13 protein-coding genes are annotated in these 17,450 nt (G+C 74.1%); 8 read left to right on the top strand and 5 right to left on the bottom strand.

From position 1 onward, the window contains the following. Positions 1-19: 19 nt before the first annotated feature. Complete coding sequence (locus tag AC6CH9_RS01095) at positions 20-1,066, bottom strand: LacI family DNA-binding transcriptional regulator (protein WP_498153252.1); 1,047 nt, start codon at positions 1,064-1,066, stop codon at positions 20-22. Positions 1,067-1,177: 111 nt separating this feature from the next. Here AC6CH9_RS01095 and AC6CH9_RS01090 point away from each other — a divergent pair, with 111 nt between their 5' ends. Continuing rightward, complete coding sequence (locus AC6CH9_RS01090; protein WP_498153251.1) at positions 1,178-1,669, top strand: hypothetical protein; 492 nt, start codon at positions 1,178-1,180, stop codon at positions 1,667-1,669. A gap of 84 nt (positions 1,670-1,753) precedes the next feature. Here AC6CH9_RS01090 and AC6CH9_RS01085 read toward each other — a convergent pair whose 3' ends face one another. Next, positions 1,754-2,086: a cupin domain-containing protein gene (locus tag AC6CH9_RS01085; RefSeq protein ID WP_053369479.1), complete on the bottom strand. Its 333-nt coding sequence runs from the start codon at positions 2,084-2,086 to the stop codon at positions 1,754-1,756. Between the two features lie 132 nt (positions 2,087-2,218). Between AC6CH9_RS01085 and AC6CH9_RS01080 the strand changes: the two genes are divergently transcribed. After that, a complete protein-coding gene (locus tag AC6CH9_RS01080; protein ID WP_498153250.1) occupies positions 2,219-4,303 on the top strand; it encodes an ABC1 kinase family protein in 2,085 nt (694 codons plus the stop codon). Between the two features lie 3 nt (positions 4,304-4,306). Here AC6CH9_RS01080 and AC6CH9_RS01075 read toward each other — a convergent pair whose 3' ends face one another. The 3 genes from AC6CH9_RS01075 to AC6CH9_RS01065 all read right to left on the bottom strand — a co-directional run bounded on the left by AC6CH9_RS01075 (position 4,307) and on the right by AC6CH9_RS01065 (position 8,027). Next, positions 4,307-6,082, bottom strand: a complete 1,776-nt coding sequence (locus AC6CH9_RS01075) for an ABC transporter ATP-binding protein (protein ID WP_498153249.1) — start codon at positions 6,080-6,082, stop codon at positions 4,307-4,309. Positions 6,083-6,132: 50 nt separating this feature from the next. Further along, positions 6,133-7,086, bottom strand: coding sequence for a universal stress protein (locus AC6CH9_RS01070; RefSeq protein ID WP_498153248.1), 954 nt, complete (start codon positions 7,084-7,086; stop codon positions 6,133-6,135). A gap of 293 nt (positions 7,087-7,379) precedes the next feature. Continuing rightward, the gene (locus AC6CH9_RS01065) at positions 7,380-8,027 is read right to left on the bottom strand and encodes a hypothetical protein (protein ID WP_498153247.1); all 648 of its coding nucleotides are present in this window, start codon (positions 8,025-8,027) and stop codon (positions 7,380-7,382) included. Positions 8,028-8,306: 279 nt separating this feature from the next. On the opposite strand from AC6CH9_RS01065, the gene AC6CH9_RS01060 reads away from it, so the two are divergent. From AC6CH9_RS01060 to AC6CH9_RS01035, 6 genes are all read left to right on the top strand, one after another. Beyond that, positions 8,307-10,874 carry an ATP-dependent Clp protease ATP-binding subunit gene (locus tag AC6CH9_RS01060; protein WP_426310847.1) on the top strand — a complete coding sequence of 856 codons (2,568 nt, stop codon included), beginning with the start codon at positions 8,307-8,309 and terminating at the stop codon, positions 10,872-10,874. A 1,209-nt stretch (positions 10,875-12,083) separates the two neighbouring features. Continuing rightward, a complete protein-coding gene (locus AC6CH9_RS01055) occupies positions 12,084-13,229 on the top strand; it encodes an ABC transporter substrate-binding protein (RefSeq protein ID WP_498153246.1) in 1,146 nt (381 codons plus the stop codon). Continuing rightward, positions 13,226-14,089: an ABC transporter permease gene (locus AC6CH9_RS01050; protein WP_498153245.1), complete on the top strand. Its 864-nt coding sequence runs from the start codon at positions 13,226-13,228 to the stop codon at positions 14,087-14,089. The genes AC6CH9_RS01055 and AC6CH9_RS01050 overlap by 4 nt, the downstream gene beginning before the upstream one ends. Next, the gene (locus AC6CH9_RS01045) at positions 14,065-14,913 is read left to right on the top strand and encodes an ABC transporter ATP-binding protein (protein WP_498153244.1); all 849 of its coding nucleotides are present in this window, start codon (positions 14,065-14,067) and stop codon (positions 14,911-14,913) included. Before AC6CH9_RS01050 ends, AC6CH9_RS01045 begins: the two co-directional genes overlap by 25 nt. Continuing rightward, positions 14,910-16,304: an LLM class flavin-dependent oxidoreductase gene (locus AC6CH9_RS01040; protein WP_498153243.1), complete on the top strand. Its 1,395-nt coding sequence runs from the start codon at positions 14,910-14,912 to the stop codon at positions 16,302-16,304. The genes AC6CH9_RS01045 and AC6CH9_RS01040 overlap by 4 nt, the downstream gene beginning before the upstream one ends. Continuing rightward, complete coding sequence (locus AC6CH9_RS01035; RefSeq protein ID WP_498153242.1) at positions 16,301-17,377, top strand: LLM class flavin-dependent oxidoreductase; 1,077 nt, start codon at positions 16,301-16,303, stop codon at positions 17,375-17,377. The genes AC6CH9_RS01040 and AC6CH9_RS01035 overlap by 4 nt, the downstream gene beginning before the upstream one ends. Positions 17,378-17,450 lie beyond the last annotated feature (73 nt).

Raw genomic sequence — 17,450 nt, 5'->3', positions numbered from 1 at the left:
CCGCGTCAACAGGGAGACGTCAGAGCGGGGGTGTGGACTCCCGGACCACGACCTCGCCGCGGACCTCGACCCGCCGGGGCTCGGCGTCGTCCTCGGGCGGCGCGAGCGCCAGCGCGAGGGCCTGCTCCCCGACCTCGGCGAGCGGGATGCGGACCGTGGTGAGGGCGGGCGTGACGTCGCGCAGGGTCACGATGTCGTCGAAGCCCGCCACGGCCACGTCCTCGGGGACGCGTAGGCCCGCCTCGCGCGCCGCCGCCATCGCGCCGACCGCCATGACGTCGTTCACCGCGAAGACGGCGAGAGGCGAGGTGCCCGTGCTGAGCGGACCCGGCCCGAGGCGGTCGAGCAGCTCACCCATCCCGCCGTGGCCGCCGTCGCGCGTGAACGCGCACTCGACGACCGCGTCCGCGGGGACGGGCGAGCCGAGGGCGGCGAGCGCCTCGGTGAAGCCGCGCGCCCGGTCGAGCGCGGTGCGGTGGCCCGCGGGGCCCGCGAGCACGCCGAACGCGCGGTACCCCAGGCCGTGGAGGGCGCGCGCGAGGTCCGCGGCGCCGTCGGCGTTGGCGATCTCCACCGCGGGCAGGTCGCCGAGCGGCTGGCCCACGAGCGAGACCCCGCCCCCCGACGCGCGGTAGCGCTCGAGCGCGGCCCGCAGCGCGCCGTCGGCGTCCTCCGCGAGCCGCCCGCCGCCCAGCACGACGGCCCGCGCCCGCTGGCGGTCCATGAGCTCGACGAACGCGCGCTCGCGCTCCGGCGAGTGCCGCGTGCTCGTGAGCGTGACGATCAGCCCGTCGCGGTCGGCCGCGTCGGCGACCCCCGCCGCGAGGGACGAGAAGTAGGGGTCCGCGATGTCGTGCACCACGAGGCCCACGCTCGTCGTGCGGCCGCGCGCCATGGCCTGCGCGCTCGGGTCCGGCGAATAGCCGAGCCGCCGGGCGGACGCCAGCACCCGCTCTCGCAGGTCCGGGCGCACCGTGCGGTTCGCGCTCCCGTTGATCGCGCGGGAAGCGGTCGCGAGGGAGACGCCGGCGTCGCGCGCGACCTCGCTCAGAGTGGGTCCGGGCACGGACCCAGGCTAGCGGGACCGCTCCCGCACCCCGGGTGGGCCGCGCCCGGAGCGGTTACGTTCGACGAGACCGCCACCCACCGCACGGCCGACGTGCCGCAGGAGGAACCCATGACGTCTCACGGTGCCGCACCCACGCCCGGCACGACGGCGCTCCTCGCCCGAGCGCTCGCGCTCGGCGTCGCCGCGGGGTCGCGCAGCAGCCTCGGCGCCGCGGCGCCGGTGCTCGCGGGGTGGGTCGGGGGCAGGTCGCGCGGCGGGTCCGGCGGACCCGGCCTGCTCGCGCGGGCCGGCGCCGTCGCCGGGGTCGTGGGCGAGATGGTGGGCGACAAGCTGCCGCGGACGCCGAGTCGGCTCGACCCGCCCGGGCCGGTGGTCCGGCTCGGGAGCGGTGCGGCCGGAGGGATCCTCCTGGCCCGGCACCGCACGGGCCCGGCGGGCGTCGTCGCCGCCGCGGTGGCCGGCGCCGCGGGCGCGGCCGTCGGGACGTGGGGCGGCGCAGCCTGGCGGCGCCTCGCCGTCGGTTCACGCCCCGACTGGCCCGGCGCGGTCGCGGAGGACGTCGTCGCGCTCACCCTCGCGGCGCTGGCCGTGCGCCGCTGACGACCCGCCGAACCCGGGGTCGCCGGGCACGGCCGAGCCCCGGTGACCCGAGATCCCGGGTTCGACGGGGGGTCGTGCCGTCGCTCAGGCGTCGGGGATGCTCGTCACCGTCGTGAGGAGGAACGCCGAGTCCTCGATGGCGCCCACGGCGTGGCGCTCGTGCGTGAGGACGCGCAGCTCGCCGGTGCCCAGCTCGACGTCGCCCTCGCCGAGCGCGGTGACGCGGACGCGCCCGCGCAGCACCTGGATCGACGCCGCGGGCGGCGAGTTGTGCTCCCCGAGCTCGACGCCCGCGCGCAGCGCGAGGATCGTCTGGCGCAGAGGCCCGTCGTGCAGCACGACCTCGGCGCTGCGCCCGTTCGGGGCGGTCCGGGCGTGGGTGAGGTGGGCGTCGGTGAGAAGGTCGACGTTCGTCATCGGGGCTCCGACCTGTCGGGGAGCTCCATCATGCCGCGCCCGGCGACGCGCTGCCCGTCCCGGGGGCGCGGCGCCGGTCCCAGTGGCGCGCCGTGGTGGTGATCCGCGGCACCGTCGGGAAGAGTGGCGGTCATGCAGGTCGTCTCCGGATTCTTCGTCGGGCTCGTCGGCGTCGTCTCCACGGTGGTCATGCTCGTCCTCCTCGCGGCGACGGCGCGGCGCGTCATGGGGGCCGCGGTCGGCTGGGTCCGCTCCGCCGTGGTGGCGCTCGCGATGCTCACGGTCACGTCGTGGGTGCTCACCAACGGCCTGCTCGACATCGGCTGGTCGCGCCCGGACGGGACGCTCACCGTCGCGCCCGGCGTCGCGCTCGTGGCGATCGTCCTCGCGTTCGCGTGGGCGTTCGTGCTGGGGCTGTGCGTGCTGCTCGTGCTCGAGCTGCTGGTGCCGACCGGCTCGGTGCCCGGCCCGTGGCGCGCGCTGCGCGGCCTGCGGCAGGGGCGTCGCGAGACCCGGCGGTACGCGCAGATCCTCGCGATCGGCGTGCGGCACGGCCTCGGCGGGGCGCTCACGCGTGGGGCGCGGCAGCCCGACGGGTCGCGGCTCTCGCGCACCGACCAGCGTCGACAGGCCGCCGCGCTCCGCGACGCGCTGAGCGACGCGGGCGTGACGTTCGTGAAGTTCGGTCAGGTCCTGTCGACGCGGCGCGACCTGCTCCCCGCCACGTTCGCCGACGCGCTGGCCACGCTCCAGAGCGAGGTCCCGCCCGCGCCGTGGTCGCAGGTCGAGGCGGCCGTCACGGGCGCGCTCGGGCGCCCGATCGACGTGGCGTTCGCCGAGTTCTCGCCCGAGCCGCTCGCGTCGGCGTCGGTCGGGCAGGTGCACGCGGCTCGCCTGCTCGACGGACGGGAGGTCGTGGTCAAGGTGCAGCGGCCCGGCGCGCGGGCGCAGGTCGAGACGGACCTGGCGATCCTCGGTCGTCTCGCGCGCCGCATCGAGCGCGACACGGCGTGGGGGAGGTCGCTCGGCGTCGTCGACCTCGCGGACGGCTTCGCGGCGTCGCTGCGCGAGGAGCTCGACTACACGGTCGAGCTGGAGAACACGCTCGCGCTGCGCGCGGCGCTCGAGCGGGGCGCGGTGGGGGAGCGACGTCCCGACGGCGACGGAGGCGGCGCCGACGGCGGTGTGGCGGTGGGTCCGCGCGTCCGCGTCCCGGAGGTCTACCCCGAGCTGTCGGGCACGACCCTGCTCGTCATGGAGCGGCTCGACGGTGTTCCCGTCGGTCGTGCGGCAGGCGTGCTCGCGGCCCTGGACGACGCCGTGCGAGCAGACCTCGCCTCTCAGCTTCTCACCGCGACGCTCGAGCAGGTGCTCGTCGCGGGCACGTTCCACGCCGACCTGCACCCGGGCAACGTGCTCGTCACCGACGACGGCCGCCTCGGCCTTCTCGACATGGGCTCCGTCGGGCGTCTCGGCGAGCCCGAGCGCCTGGCGCTCGCGGCCGTGCTGCTCGCGGTCGACGCCGACGACGCCGTCGCCGCGACCGACGCGCTGCTCGAGCTGCTCGACGCCCCGGCCGACCTCGACGTGCGCCGCCTGGAGCGCGCCGTCGGGCAGGTGATCGTGCGGTTCCGCGGCGCGGGCGCGAGCGGCGCGATGTTCACCGCGCTCTTCCGACTCGTCACCGACGCCGGGCTCGCCGTGCCGTCGCAGGTCGCCGCCGCGTTCCGCACGTTCACGTCGCTCGAAGGGACGCTGCGTCTCATCGACCCCGGGTTCGACCTCGTCGCCGGGGCCCGTGCGACCGCGCAGCCGCTCGTGCGGCGCGTCGTGACGCCGGAGGGCCTGCGCGAGCGCGCGACGAGCCTCTTCCTCGGCCTCGCGCCCGAGCTCGAACGGCTGCCGCGCCGCCTCGCCAAGATCACGAGCGACGTCGAGGCCGGGCGGCTCACCGTCAACGTCCGGTCGTTCGCCCACCCCGACGACCGCGCGTTCGTCACCGGTCTGGTGCAGCAGGTCGTGTCCACGGTCATCGCCGCCGCGGCCGTCGTGGCGGCGGTCGTGCTGGTCTCCGCGGACTCCGGCCCCGAGCTCGTCGAGGGTCTGCGCCTCTTCGCCGTCCTCGGCGCGGCGCTCGGGTTCGTGGGGACCGTGCTCGCCGTCCGCGTCCTCGTCTTCGCGTTCCGGGGTACGGCGACGGGAGGCCACCGACCCTGACGCTCAGGCGGCAGGCGTCGCGTGCATGCTCGCGTACGCACCGCCGGCGGCGACGAGCTCGTCGTGGCTGCCGACCTCGACGACGCGGCCGTGGTCCATGACGACGATGCGGTCGGCGCCGCGGACGGTCGACAGCCGGTGCGCGACGACGAACGTCGTGCGACCGCGCATGAGCCGCCCGAGCGCCTCCTGCACGAGCCGCTCGGACGTCGTGTCGAGGGCCGACGTCGCCTCGTCGAGGACGAGCACGCGCGGGTCGCGCACGAGGGCGCGGGCGATGGCGAGGCGCTGGCGCTGCCCGCCGGAGAGCCTGCCGCCGCGCTGGCCGATCACGGCGTCGAGGCCGCCCATCTCGGTGACGAAGTCCCACGCGTTCGCGTCGCGCAGCGCCCGCTCGACGGCGGCGTCGGTGAGGTCGGGGCTGCCGTAGGTGACGTTGTCGCGGACGGACCCCTCGAAGAGGATCGACTCCTGCGGCACGACGGCGAGGAACCGGCGGTAGGAGCGCAGGTCGACGGTCGCGGTGTCGACGCCGTCGACGAGGACGCGCCCCGACGTCGGCGCGAGGAACCCGATGACCATGTTGAGCACGGTCGACTTGCCCGACCCCGACGCTCCGACCAGGGCGACGGTCTCACCCGGCCGTGCCGCGAGGGAGAGGTGGTCGACCGCGAGGGTGGGCTCCTCGCCCGGCGCGGCGACGTCGTCGTACGCGAACGTGACGTCCTCGAACGCGACGCGGCCCTCGACGTGGTCGAGCACGCGCTTGCCGGCGTTGCGCTCGACGTCGGGCTCGCCCAGCACCTCGCCCATGGAGCGCACGGACTCCAGGCCCTTCGTGATGATCGGCGCGAGGCTCAGCAGCCCCGTCACGGACGCGGTGAGCGTGACGAAGTAGCTCGACAGCATGACGACGTCTCCCGCGGACACTGCGAACGTCTGCGTCCACGCGACCCATGCCGCCCCGACGAGCCCCGCGACGGACAGCACCTGGAACACGATCCAGGACAGCGCGCCGAACCGGCCGTTGACGACGTCGAGCCGGATCCCCGCCTCGCGCACGCGGTGCAGCACCGAGCCCATCCGGTCGAGCTCGCGCTCCTCGAGCGCGTGCGCGCGCGTCACGGGGATGAGGTGCGTCATCTCGGCGACGCGCGCCGACATGTTCTCCACCTCGGCCCGGAACGCCGCGTTGCGCGTGGTCATGCGGCGGCGCATCGCGACGACGAGCCAGGCCGCCGCGGGGACGGTGAGCGCGAAGATCACGAGGAACTCCGGGACGCGCACGGCCGTGAGCACGATGGCGCCGACGAGCGTGGTGAGCGCGGCCATGCCCGAGTCGAACGTCGTGCGCGACGCCTCGACGACGTTCTCGACGTCGCGCACGATCTTGGCCTGGAGCACGCCCGCGCTCACGCGGCGGTGGTAGCCGATCGACAGCTCCTGGAGCCGGCGCGAGAGCGCCATGCGCAGCCCGTTCTCGACCGTGCGCACGGCGGTCGAGAGCCACCGGACGTAGAGCGTGTGCAGCGGGAGGTTCTGCGCGACGACGGCGAGCATGACCGCGCCGGTGATCCACAGCTCGCGCAGCGGCCGGTGCTCGACGACGACGTCGATGACCGTCGCGGTGAGTGCCGGGATCACCCACACGGGCGAGTGCTTGACGGCGAAGGCGAGCGCCGCGGCGGCGAGCCGCCCGCGCTGGGGCGCGAAGAGCCGGGTGACGGTGCGGACGGGTCGGGAGCCGTCGTAGGTGTCCTCGATCTGCACGTGCCACATCGTCCACCCGCGGGGCGGGCGGCGTCGAATCGTTTCGAGGGGCGAAACCCTCAGTCGTCGTGCGCGCCCGAGGGGTGGGTCGCGTCCGGGGGCCGCACCACGGTCACGGGGCAGTGCGCGTACTCGACGGCGTGCCGGCTCACGGACCCGAGCAGGAGGCGGTCGAACCCGCCGACGCCGCGGTTGCCGAGCACGAGCCGCTCCGCGTGCGACGACGCCTCGATGATCCCTTTCGCGGCGTGCACGTGCTTCACGCTGCGCACGAGGCGGTCGGCGGGCAGGTCGACGCCCGCGGCCTCGAGCGCGGCATCGAGCTTCTGGGAGGCGAACTTCTCGTAGTCGTCGATCGGCGGCGTCCATCCCCACGAGTCGGGCAGCGGGGCGAGCGAGACGATCTGCCAGCAGAACAGGGCCTCGAGCGTCGCGCCCGTGCGCCGCGCGACGTCCGCGCCGTGCCGCAGCGCCTGGACCGACGTCGACGACCCGTCGACCCCGACCACGACGGGCCGGGCGTGGTCGTGGCGCACGTCGGGCGTGCCGCGCACCACGGTCACGGGGACGGTCGCGTGCTGCACGACGGCGGTCGGCACCGACCCGAGGACCATGCGTCCCAGGCGTCCCCGGCCGCAGCGCCCGACGACGAGCAGGTCCGCGTCGTCGCCGTCGCCCGGGGCGGGCCGCACGTCGTCCTGGACGGGCTGGGCGGTGCCGGGCTGGGCGAGGGCGAGCAGGACCGCCGCGGGGCTGCCGCGCTCGGCGACGGCCGTGGCCGTCACCGTGTCCGGGCCGAGGCCCGTGCGGGCGCGCGCGGCGTCCAGCCGCTCCTGGACGAGCGCGCGCTTCTCGTCGGCCGCCGTGTCGGGGCCGTCACCCGGCCCCTGCCGCGACTCGAACGCGAGCGCGGCCGTGAGCGGCACGCCCCGGTCCGCCGCCTCGCGCAGCGCCCAGTCGAGCGCGCCGCCGGACTCCTCCGACCCGTCCACACCGACGATCACGCCGCGCATCCCGCCACCTCCGCCCGGTCGGCCGACCGCCTGCGCCGTCGGCGTGCTGTCCCGGCGCCGTCGCCCGGCACCGGTGCTGACTCGACCCTAGGCCGGGGTACACCGTTCCGCCCTGGAAGCGTCGTGCGGGACCGGTGGGCGTGGGGCACCGTGCCGCTGCCGAACCCGGGCTTACCCGTCGTCGCGGCGTTGGGCTGACTCGCAACCCCGGGTTCGGCGGCGGCGGATGACCCGGAACCGCGGGTTCGGCGTCGCGGCGGTCCGTCGCGACGGGACCGCCGCGAGGGCGGCCGTCAGAACCTCGGCTCGGGCTCGTCCTGGAGGATGTTGCGCAGGGGGCGGGTCACGACGTCCACGCGCGCGAGCAGGTCGGCCGGCCCCGAGACGACGAGCGCCCGGTCGTCCAGCGGGACGTACACGGCCGCGTGCTCCCGCACGGTGACGTGCAGGCAGGCATGCGGCTCGCCGTCGACCACGAACGTGGTGCGCGTGACCGGCGCGACGTCGACCTCCTCGACGATCGCGCGCATCGCGGCGCGGTACTCCTGGTAGGAGTCGAGGAAGTCGTCGTCGCCCGGGGTGTCGGAGTGCAGCGGCGCGGCGAGCGCGCCGCTGAGGGCGGTGCGGACGATGTCCTCCGCCTGCTCGTCGTGGGCCGCCAGGACGCGCAGCGTCTCGACGTCGAGCGTCTCTCCCGTGAACGACACGTAGGAGCGCAGGAACCGTTCCTCCGCGGGGTCGTGCGCCCCGTGCCCGGCTCCCGTGAGCGTCTCCTCGTCGAGGTCGAGGCCCCAGGTCAGCGGGTCGTCCACCTCCGCGACGACGCCGTGGAACCGGGCGACGACCTGCTCCCACGTGGCGGGAGCGCTCGCGGACGGCGCGTCACGCTCGTCGGCTCCCGGCGCGGTGGGGTCCTCGGGCTGCTGGTCCGGCTGGTGCATCGCTCTCGCCACCCTTCTGGCCGTCCGTGCGGGGCGCACTCCCGAGCCTGCCCGGGGCGCGCGTCGCGGTCAACGCGCCGCGCGCGTGTCGGGGCGGGTGATCTGCGCCCGACGGCGTCCGGCACGCCCGCAGGTCACGGCCCGACCCCTCTTTCACGCCCCTGGCGAACAACGGCATACGGAGGGGGTGCGGCTCGTTCGAACCGCATAGAGTCAATGCGGTCAGGCTTGTACCCGTCGTCCGGCGGGCAGGTGTACGCCGCTCACGAGGAGCAGCACATGTTCGAGAGATTCACAGACCGAGCCCGTCGGGTCGTCGTCCTTGCCCAAGAAGAGGCACGGATGCTCAACCACAACTACATCGGCACCGAGCACATCCTCCTCGGCCTCATCCACGAGGGCGAGGGTGTCGCGGCCAAGGCGCTGGAGTCCCTCGGGATCTCCCTCGACGGCGTCCGCACCCAGGTGACCGAGATCATCGGCGAGGGCCAGCAGGCCCCGAGCGGGCACATCCCGTTCACGCCGCGCGCCAAGAAGGTGCTCGAGCTGTCGCTGCGCGAGGCGCTCCAGCTCGGCCACAACTACATCGGCACCGAGCACATCCTGCTCGGCCTCATCCGCGAGGGCGAGGGTGTCGCAGCCCAGGTCCTGACCAAGATGGGCGCCGACCTCAACAAGGTGCGCCAGCAGGTCATCCAGCTCCTGTCCGGCTACCAGGGCAAGGAGCCCGTCGCCGCGGGCGGCCCCGCCGAGGGTCAGCCGTCCGGGTCGGCCGTGCTCGACCAGTTCGGGCGCAACCTCACCCAGGCTGCGCGCGAGGGCAAGCTCGACCCCGTCATCGGGCGCAGCCTCGAGATCGAGCGCGTCATGCAGGTGCTGAGCCGCCGCACCAAGAACAACCCGGTGCTGATCGGCGAGCCCGGCGTCGGCAAGACCGCCGTCGTCGAGGGCCTGGCCCAGGACATCGTGCGCGGCGACGTGCCCGAGACGCTCAAGGACAAGCAGCTCTACACGCTCGACCTCGGCGCGCTCGTGGCCGGCTCGCGCTACCGCGGTGACTTCGAGGAGCGCCTCAAGAAGGTGCTCAAGGAGATCCGCACGCGCGGCGACATCATCCTGTTCATCGACGAGATCCACACCCTCGTCGGGGCGGGTGCCGCCGAGGGCGCGATCGACGCCGCGAGCATCCTCAAGCCGATGCTGGCGCGCGGCGAGCTCCAGACCATCGGCGCGACCACGCTCGACGAGTACCGCAAGCACGTCGAGAAGGACCCGGCGCTGGAGCGCCGCTTCCAGCCGATCCAGGTCGCCGAGCCGTCGCTCACGCACGCGATCGAGATCCTCAAGGGCCTGCGCGACCGCTACGAGGCGCACCACCGCGTGTCCATCACGGACTCCGCGCTCGTCTCCGCGGCCACGCTCGCGGACCGGTACATCAACGACCGGTTCCTCCCGGACAAGGCGATCGACCTCATCGACGAGGCGGGCGCGCGCCTGCGCATCCGCCGCATGACGGCCCCGCCGGAGCTCAAGGAGCTCGACGAGGAGATCGCCGAGGCGCGTCGCGAGAAGGAGTCCGCGATCGACGCGCAGGACTTCGAGAAGGCCGCCGGCCTGCGCGACAAGGAGAAGCAGCTCACCGCGAAGCGCGCCGACAAGGAGAAGGCGTGGAAGTCCGGTGACCTGGACACCGTCGCGGAGGTGGACGAGGAGCTGATCGCCGAGGTCCTGGCCATGGCCACGGGCATCCCGGTCTTCAAGCTCACCGAGGAGGAGTCCAGCCGCCTGCTGCACATGGAGGACGAGCTGCACAAGCGCGTCGTCGGCCAGGAGGCCGCGATCAAGGCGCTGTCGCAGGCCATCCGCCGCACGCGTGCGGGCCTCAAGGACCCCAAGCGCCCCGGTGGGTCGTTCATCTTCGCCGGCCCGACCGGCGTCGGGAAGACCGAGCTGGCCAAGGCGCTCGCCGAGTTCCTCTTCGGGGACGAGGACGCGCTCATCCAGCTCGACATGTCGGAGTTCTCCGAGAAGCACACCGTCTCGCGGCTGTTCGGCTCGCCTCCCGGCTACGTCGGGTACGACGAGGGTGGCCAGCTCACCGAGAAGGTGCGGCGCAAGCCGTTCTCGGTCGTCCTGTTCGACGAGGTGGAGAAGGCTCACGCCGACATCTTCAACTCGCTCCTGCAGATCCTCGAGGACGGTCGCCTGACCGACTCGCAGGGTCGCGTCGTGGACTTCAAGAACACCGTCATCATCATGACGACCAACCTCGGCACGCGGGACATCGCCAAGGGCGTCCAGACCGGCTTCAACGCCGGCGGCGACCTGGTCACGTCGTACGAGCGCATGAAGGCGAAGGTCAACGACGAGCTCAAGCAGCACTTCCGGCCCGAGTTCCTCAACCGTGTCGACGACGTGGTGGTCTTCCCGCAGCTCTCGCAGGCCGAGATCATCCAGATCGTCGACCTCATGATCGCCCGTCTCGACGCCCGCCTGCGGGACAAGGACATGGGCATCGAGCTCACCCCGGCGGCGAAGGTCCTGCTCGCCGAGAAGGGCTACGACCCGGTCCTGGGCGCCCGTCCGCTGCGTCGCGCGATCCAGCGCGACATCGAGGACGTGCTGTCCGAGAAGATCCTGTTCGGCGAGCTCAAGGCCGGTGAGATCGTCCTCGTGGACGCCGACGGCGAGGGCCTGCTCGGGGAGTTCACCTTCCGGGGTGTCTCCAAGGGCGAGCACGACCGCGGCCCGGTGAGCGTGGGCGCGGCCGCCGCGCTCGACGCCCCCACCGGCGTCTCGGTCCGCGACCTGCCCCCGACGGGCGAGCTCCAGGCCGGCGCTGAGTGATCCGCTCCTGAGCCTGCCTCGCCTGCCGCACGGCAGCGCCTGACACACGGGCCCCGATCCTCCTCCGGGAGGGTCGGGGCCCGTCGTCGTCCCGCCGAGGTAGAGCCGTGGTCGGCCGAGGTAGAGCCGTGGTCGCGTGAGGTAGAGCCGTGGTCGCGTGAGGTAGAGCCGTGGTCGGTCGAGGTAGAGCCGTGGTCGGTCGAGGTAGAGCCGTGGTCGCGTGAGGTAGAGCCGTGGTCGCGTGAGGTAGAGCCGTGGTCGCACGAGGTAGAGCCGTGGTCATGCCCGACGGCGTGTGGTCGCCCTGGGTGGTCGGGGTGGGTGGTGGTGCCCCGTCGACCATGCGCCGCTCGTTCCTCGCGGCTCCCGTGCTCTCGGTCGGGATCGTCCTGCGTTCGCCGGCTCACTCCGGACGATCCCTCGTTCCAGGCCCGCCACGACGCGGCACCACCACCCACCCCGCCCGGCGTCGTCTCGCCCTGGTCGTGGCTCACCCGGGCGACTGCTCGCGGTGTCGAGCTTGCGCGCCTCGTCTCGTCGGGCCTTCGCCACCGGGAGGCGGACCGGTGCGCTCCCCGTGACGATCGGCGACCCGGCCGCGTCGGACGGCGTCCCGACCCGGGCTGGCGACCGACCGCCGTCGGGCACGACCATGCCGGACAGCCCGGGGGCGCAGACCGCCGACCGCTGTCGGACGCGATGACCACGGCTCTACCTCGACCGACCAGGGCTCTACCTCGGCCGACCAGGGCTCTACCTCGGCCGACCAGGGCTCTACCTCGGCCGACCAGGGCTCTACCTCGGCCGACCAGGGCTCTACCTCGGCCGACCAGGGCTCTACCTCGGCCGACCAGGGCTCTACCTCGTGGGACCAGGGTTCTCCCTCCGGCAGCCAGAGTTCGTTCTCGGTGCGGGCGTTGCACGGCGTTACGTTCGTCCTCCTCGTGGGACGGGGCGCGGTGCCTCTTTCCGGGTGGTGCGCGTGCTGGCACAGTCGCCCGCATGCAGACGACACCGGGGGGCCTTGTCGCCGTCCCCGCCGCCGACGCCGGGCACGTGCCGGGCCTCGCGTGTCGTCCGACCCCGTGCCGCTGAGCACGTCGACGCACTGACCGACAGCCGCCCCGGCCGCCGTCGGGCCCGTTCACCACCTCACCTCCCGCGCGCGGCCTCCGCATGCCCCGTGCGCCCTCCCCGAGAGGACTCGTCATGCCCGCACACCCGCTCGTCCGTCCCTCCGCACCGCCCGGCCCCACGTCGGACCGTCTGCCGGGCCGCCGCAGCGCGACCGCCGTCGCGCTCGGGCTCGCCGCGCTGCTCGCGACGAGTGCGTGCGGTGCCGCCCAGGCGTCCGGCGGCACGGACCCGGCCGACGGCACGGCCCTCGCCGCCGACGCCGACCTGCCCACCGAGGTGCCCGAGGGCACGGTCCTGCGGATCGGCGACCCGACGACGCAGAAGGCCTTCGAGCTGGCCGGCGACGACCTCGACAGCGACTTCTCGTTCGAGGTCGAGTGGGCCAACATCTCCGGCGGCCCCGCAACGACCGAGGCCTTCCGCGCCGGCTCGCTCGACGTCGGCGCGGTGGCCGAGATCCCGCCGATCCACGCGACGTGGACGGGCCTGGACGTGCAGATCTACGCGTCGATCTACCGCGAGAACTGGGAGGACGCGCCGATCTACGAGTTCGCGGGCGCGCCGGGCGTCGAGCTCGACTCCCTCGAGGACTTCCGCGGCCACCGCATCGCGTTCAGCCCGGGTCAGGCGCAGGGGGCGATCGTGCTCAAGGCGCTGCAGGCGGCGGGACTCACGCAGGAGGACGTCGAGCTGGTCGAGCTGCCGAGCACCGGTGACGTGTACTCGACGGCGCTCGCGGCGGGCGAGGTCGACGTCGCGCCCCTCGGCGGCACGCAGCTCTTCCGCTACCTCGACAAGTACGAGAGCGAGGGCGCGACGTCGGTCAAGCACCACCTGCGCGACGACGCCTCGCACCTCTACGGTCCGACGGAGGTCGTCGAGGACCCCGCCAAGGCCGCGGCGCTGCGCGAGTACGTCGCCGCGTGGGCGGCGGCGAAGGTCTGGGTCGACGAGCACCCCGAGGAGTGGAAGCAGGGGTACTACATCGAGGACCAGGGGCTGAGCGAGGAGGACGCGCAGTACCTCATCGACCACGCGCCGGTCCCGGACATCCCGTCCGACCTCACCGAGGGCATCGAGCGCACGCAGGCGACGATCGACCTGCTCGCGACCGAGCTCGACCACGAGACGTTCGACGCCACCGACCTGTTCGACGAGCGCTTCGGCCCCGTCGCGGGTGAGGCTGCGGCAGCGGCGCGCGACGGGGGCACGCAGTGAGCGCGGCCGTCGTCGACCGGGTGGACCTCGCCGTCCCGAGGCTCGACGACGCACCCGCGACCACCACGGACGTGCGTCCCCGCGGCACGCGCCTGGGGCTCGGCCGGCCGATCCCGCTCGCGGCGCTCGTCGGGGTGACGCTCCTCGTGGGCGTCTGGTCGGTCGGGTCCGCGACGGGGCTCATCGACCCGCGCGTGCTCTCCGCGCCGTGGACGGTCGTCACGACGGGCGCGGAGCTCGTCGCGAACGGCAAGCTCGGCGCGCACCTCGGGGTGTCGCTCACGCGTGCGGCGCTCGGCCTCGCGTTCGGCATCGTCGCGGGCGTCGTGCTCGCGCTCGCCGCCGGGCTGAGCCGGGTCGGCGACGCCGTGCTCGACGGCCCGATCCAGGTCAAGCGCGCGATCCCCAACCTCGCGCTCCTGCCGCTGCTCATCCTGTGGTTCGGGATCGGCGAGGAGATGAAGGTCATCACCATCGCGCTCGGCGTGCTCATCCCGATCTACCTGCACACGCACAACGGGCTGCGGGCCATCGACAGCCGCTACGTCGAGCTCGCCGAGACGGTGCAGCTCTCGCGGTGGCAGTTCGTGCGCCGGGTGATCCTGCCCGGGGCACTGCCCGGGTTCTTCCTCGGGCTGCGGTTCGCGGTCACGGGGTCGATGCTCGCGCTCGTCGTCGTCGAGCAGGTCAACGCGACGGCCGGCATCGGCTACATGATGGAGCTCGCCCGGACGTACGGGCAGACGGAGATCATCCTCGTCGGCCTCGTGGTCTACGGCGTGCTGGGCTACTCCGCGGACCTCGCCGTCCGCCTCCTCCAGAGGAGGGTGCTGTCATGGCGGCGCACGCTGGAGGACTGACCGTGGAGGAGGGCCGCCCGACGACGGCGGGCGCGGCGGTGCGGGTCCGCTCGCTCGTGCGGTCCTACGGGGAGCAGCGGATCCTCGACCACCTCGACCTCACCGTGGACGACGGCGAGTTCGTCGCGATCCTGGGCCGCTCGGGCTCCGGCAAGAGCACGCTCCTGCGCGCGCTCGCCGCGCTCGACCACGGGGTCGCGGGCTCGGGCGAGGTCGTCGTGCCGGACCAGGTGTCCGTCGTCTTCCAGGACTCGCGGCTCCTGCCGTGGGCGCGCGTGCTGGACAACGTCGTGCTCGGGCTCGACGGCGGCCCGCGAGCCTCGTCGCGCGGCGCCGCACGCAGCCTCTCGCGGGGTGCCGCGCGCGAGGCCGGCCGCGCCAGCCTCGCCGAGGTGGGGCTGGCCGGGCGTGAGCGCGCGTGGCCGCACCAGCTCTCGGGCGGCGAGCAGCAGCGCGTGTCGCTCGCCCGCTCGCTCGTGCGCTCGCCGCGGCTCCTGCTCGCCGACGAGCCGTTCGGCGCGCTCGACGCCCTGACCCGCATCCGCATGCACGTGCTGCTGCGCGACCTGTGCGCCCGGCACCGCCCCGCCGTCCTGCTCGTGACGCACGACGTGGACGAGGCGATCGTCCTCGCGGACCGCGTCGTCGTGCTGGACGAGGGACGGATCGCGGCCGAGCGTCGCATCGACCGGAGCTACGGACCCACCGAGGCCCGCGACCCCGCGGACCCCCGCTTCGCCCGGCTCCGCACCGACCTGCTCGACGCGCTCGGCGTCGTCCGTGACGCCTCGACGACCTCCGACCGGAAGGACACCGCCGCATGACCTACCACGCCCCCTCGGGCCACCGACCCGGCCGACTGCACCTCAACGCGTTCCTCATGAGCACCGGCCACCACGAGGCGTCGTGGCGGCTGCCCGAGAGCGACCCGTCGTGGACGTCGACGAACATCGCGCACCTCCAGCGCCTCGCGCACGTCGCGGAGGCGGGGAAGCTCGACTCGATCTTCTTCGCGGACGGCCCTGGGCTGCGGTCCGACGTCGGGCGACGCCCGGCGGGCTCGCTCGACCCGCTCATCGTCCTGACGGCGATCGCGACCGTGACCGAGCGCATCGGCCTCATCGCCACCGCCTCGACGACGTACAACTCGCCGTACAACCTCGCGCGGCGCTTCGCGTCGATCGACCACGTCTCGGGGGGCCGGGCCGGGTGGAACGTCGTCACGACGGCGGGGCCGGAGATCGCGCGGAACTTCGGCCTCGACGACCAGCCGTCGCACGCCGTGCGGTACGAGCGCGCCGCGGAGTTCCTCGACGTCGCGTTCCGCCTCTGGGACTCGTGGGAGGACGACGCCGTGCTCGCCGACAAGGCCGCGGGCGTGTGGGCGGACCCGGCCAAGATCCACGCGCCCGGCCACGTCGGCACGCACTTCTCCGTGCACGGTGCGCTCACGACGCCGCGCTCGCCGCAGGCGCGGCCGCTCATCGTGCAGGCCGGGTCGTCCGAGGACGGCAAGGACCTTGCCGCGCGCTACGCCGAGGCGGTGTTCACCGCGCACCAGACGCTCGACGACGCCCAGGCGTTCTACCGCGACCTCAAGGCCCGGGCGGTCGCCGTCGGGCGGGACCCGGGGACGGTGAAGATCCTGCCCGGCATCGTCCCCGTCATCGGGTCCACCGAGGCGGAGGCGCTCGCGCAGGAACGCGAGCTCGACGAGCTCATCGTCCCCGAGTACGCCCGCGCCCAGCTCGCGAGGACGCTGCGCCTCGCGCCCGAGGACCTGCCGCTCGACCGCGAGCTGCCCGCCGACCTGCCGTCCGAGGACGAGATCGAGGGTGCCAAGAGCCGGTACACGCTGATCGTCGAGCTCGCGCGCCGCGAGCGGCTCACGGTGCGCCAGCTCATCGGGCGCCTCGGCGGCGGCCGCGGGCACCGCACGTTCGCGGGCACGCCCGAGCAGGTCGCCGACGCGATCCAGGAGTGGTACGACGCCGAGGCCGCCGACGGGTTCAACATCATGCCCGCGGTGCTGCCGTCGGGGCTCGAGCAGTTCGTCGAGCACGTGCTGCCCGTGCTGCGCGAGCGCGGCTTGTTCCGGGAGGAGTACGAGGGCCGCACGCTGCGCGAGCACTACGGGCTCGAGCGGCCCACCAACCGGTACGTGGGAGCCTCGTCCGACGGCGGCGCGCGAGTCCTCGAGGAGGCCCTCGCGTGAGCGCCGAGCACCTCTGGTACATCCCGAACCAGGTCCGTCCCGGGCACCGCGGGGACGACACGGTCCAGGACCACAACAGCCTCGACACCCTGACGAGCCACGCGCACGCCCTGGAACGCCACGGGTTCGCGGGCGCGCTGCTCGGGACGAGCTGGGGGCGTCCCGACACGTTCACGGTCGCGACGGCGCTCGCCGCCCGCACCACGACGTTCGAGCCGCTCGTCGCGATCCGGCCCGGGTTCTGGCGGCCCGCGCACTTCGCGTCCGCCGCCGCGACGCTGGACCACCTCAGCGGTGGCCGGCTGCGCGTCAACATCGTCTCCGGCACCGACGGGCAGGAGGCGTACGGCGATGCCGAGGCGGACCCGGCGCACCGGTACGCGCGCACTCGGGAGTTCTTGCAGATCGTGCGGCGCCTGTGGACGCAGGAGGAGGTCACGTATGCGGGCGAGCACTTCTCGGTGACGCGCTCGGCGCTGGGACCGCGGCCTGTCGTCCGCGGCGGCCGCGCCCACCCGCGGATCTACTTCGGCGGCGCGTCGGGGGCCGCGGAGCGGGTCGCCGCGACCGAGGCCGACGTGCAGCTCTTCTGGGGAGAGCCGCTCGACGGGATCGCGGAGCGCATCGATCGTCTCAAGCGGCTGAGCGCCGACCTGGGGCGCGAGCACGCCCCGCTCGAGTTCGGCCTGCGGATCACGACGTTCGTGCGTGACACCACCGAGGCGGCGTGGGCCGACGCCGAGGCGAAGGTCGCGGAGCTGGCCGCGCGGTCGCCGGAGGCCGGGGCGTGGTCCGCGCGCGACCGGGGGCGGCGCACCGCCGTCGGGCAGCAGCGCCTGCTCGACCTCGCGGCACGCGGCGAGGTGCTCGACGACAACCTCTGGACGACGCCCGGCCGGTTCGGCGGCGGGGGTGCAGGCACGACGTGGCTCGTCGGCTCGGCGGAGGACGTCGCGAAGTCGCTGCGGCGCTACCAGGACCTCGGCGTCACGCACTTCGTCCTCTCCGACACCCCGTACCTGCGCGAGATCGAGCGCCAGGGCACCCGGCTCCTCCCGCTCCTGCGGGACTGAACGGCGCCCCCCGGATCGACCCGTGCGCCGCGAGCTCGACATACCGAGGGTCGATCTCGGAACCGCGGGTCGA

This window comes from Cellulosimicrobium sp. GQ32, assembly GCF_059758455.1.
Note: the sequence above shows the minus strand (reverse complement) of the source record. Positions and strands in the feature narration are given on the sequence as shown.

Coding starts and splice junctions, on each gene's coding strand:
- AC6CH9_RS01045 (WP_498153244.1), top strand. CDS start 14,065: ATGGCGGCGCACGCTGGAGGACTGACCGTGGAGGAGGGCCGCCCGACG.
- AC6CH9_RS01080 (WP_498153250.1), top strand. CDS start 2,219: ATGCAGGTCGTCTCCGGATTCTTCGTCGGGCTCGTCGGCGTCGTCTCC.
- AC6CH9_RS01075 (WP_498153249.1), bottom strand. CDS start 6,082: ATGTGGCACGTGCAGATCGAGGACACCTACGACGGCTCCCGACCCGTC.
- AC6CH9_RS01090 (WP_498153251.1), top strand. CDS start 1,178: ATGACGTCTCACGGTGCCGCACCCACGCCCGGCACGACGGCGCTCCTC.
- AC6CH9_RS01055 (WP_498153246.1), top strand. CDS start 12,084: ATGCCCGCACACCCGCTCGTCCGTCCCTCCGCACCGCCCGGCCCCACG.
- AC6CH9_RS01060 (WP_426310847.1), top strand. CDS start 8,307: ATGTTCGAGAGATTCACAGACCGAGCCCGTCGGGTCGTCGTCCTTGCC.
- AC6CH9_RS01065 (WP_498153247.1), bottom strand. CDS start 8,027: ATGCACCAGCCGGACCAGCAGCCCGAGGACCCCACCGCGCCGGGAGCC.
- AC6CH9_RS01085 (WP_053369479.1), bottom strand. CDS start 2,086: ATGACGAACGTCGACCTTCTCACCGACGCCCACCTCACCCACGCCCGG.
- AC6CH9_RS01040 (WP_498153243.1), top strand. CDS start 14,910: ATGACCTACCACGCCCCCTCGGGCCACCGACCCGGCCGACTGCACCTC.
- AC6CH9_RS01070 (WP_498153248.1), bottom strand. CDS start 7,086: ATGCGCGGCGTGATCGTCGGTGTGGACGGGTCGGAGGAGTCCGGCGGC.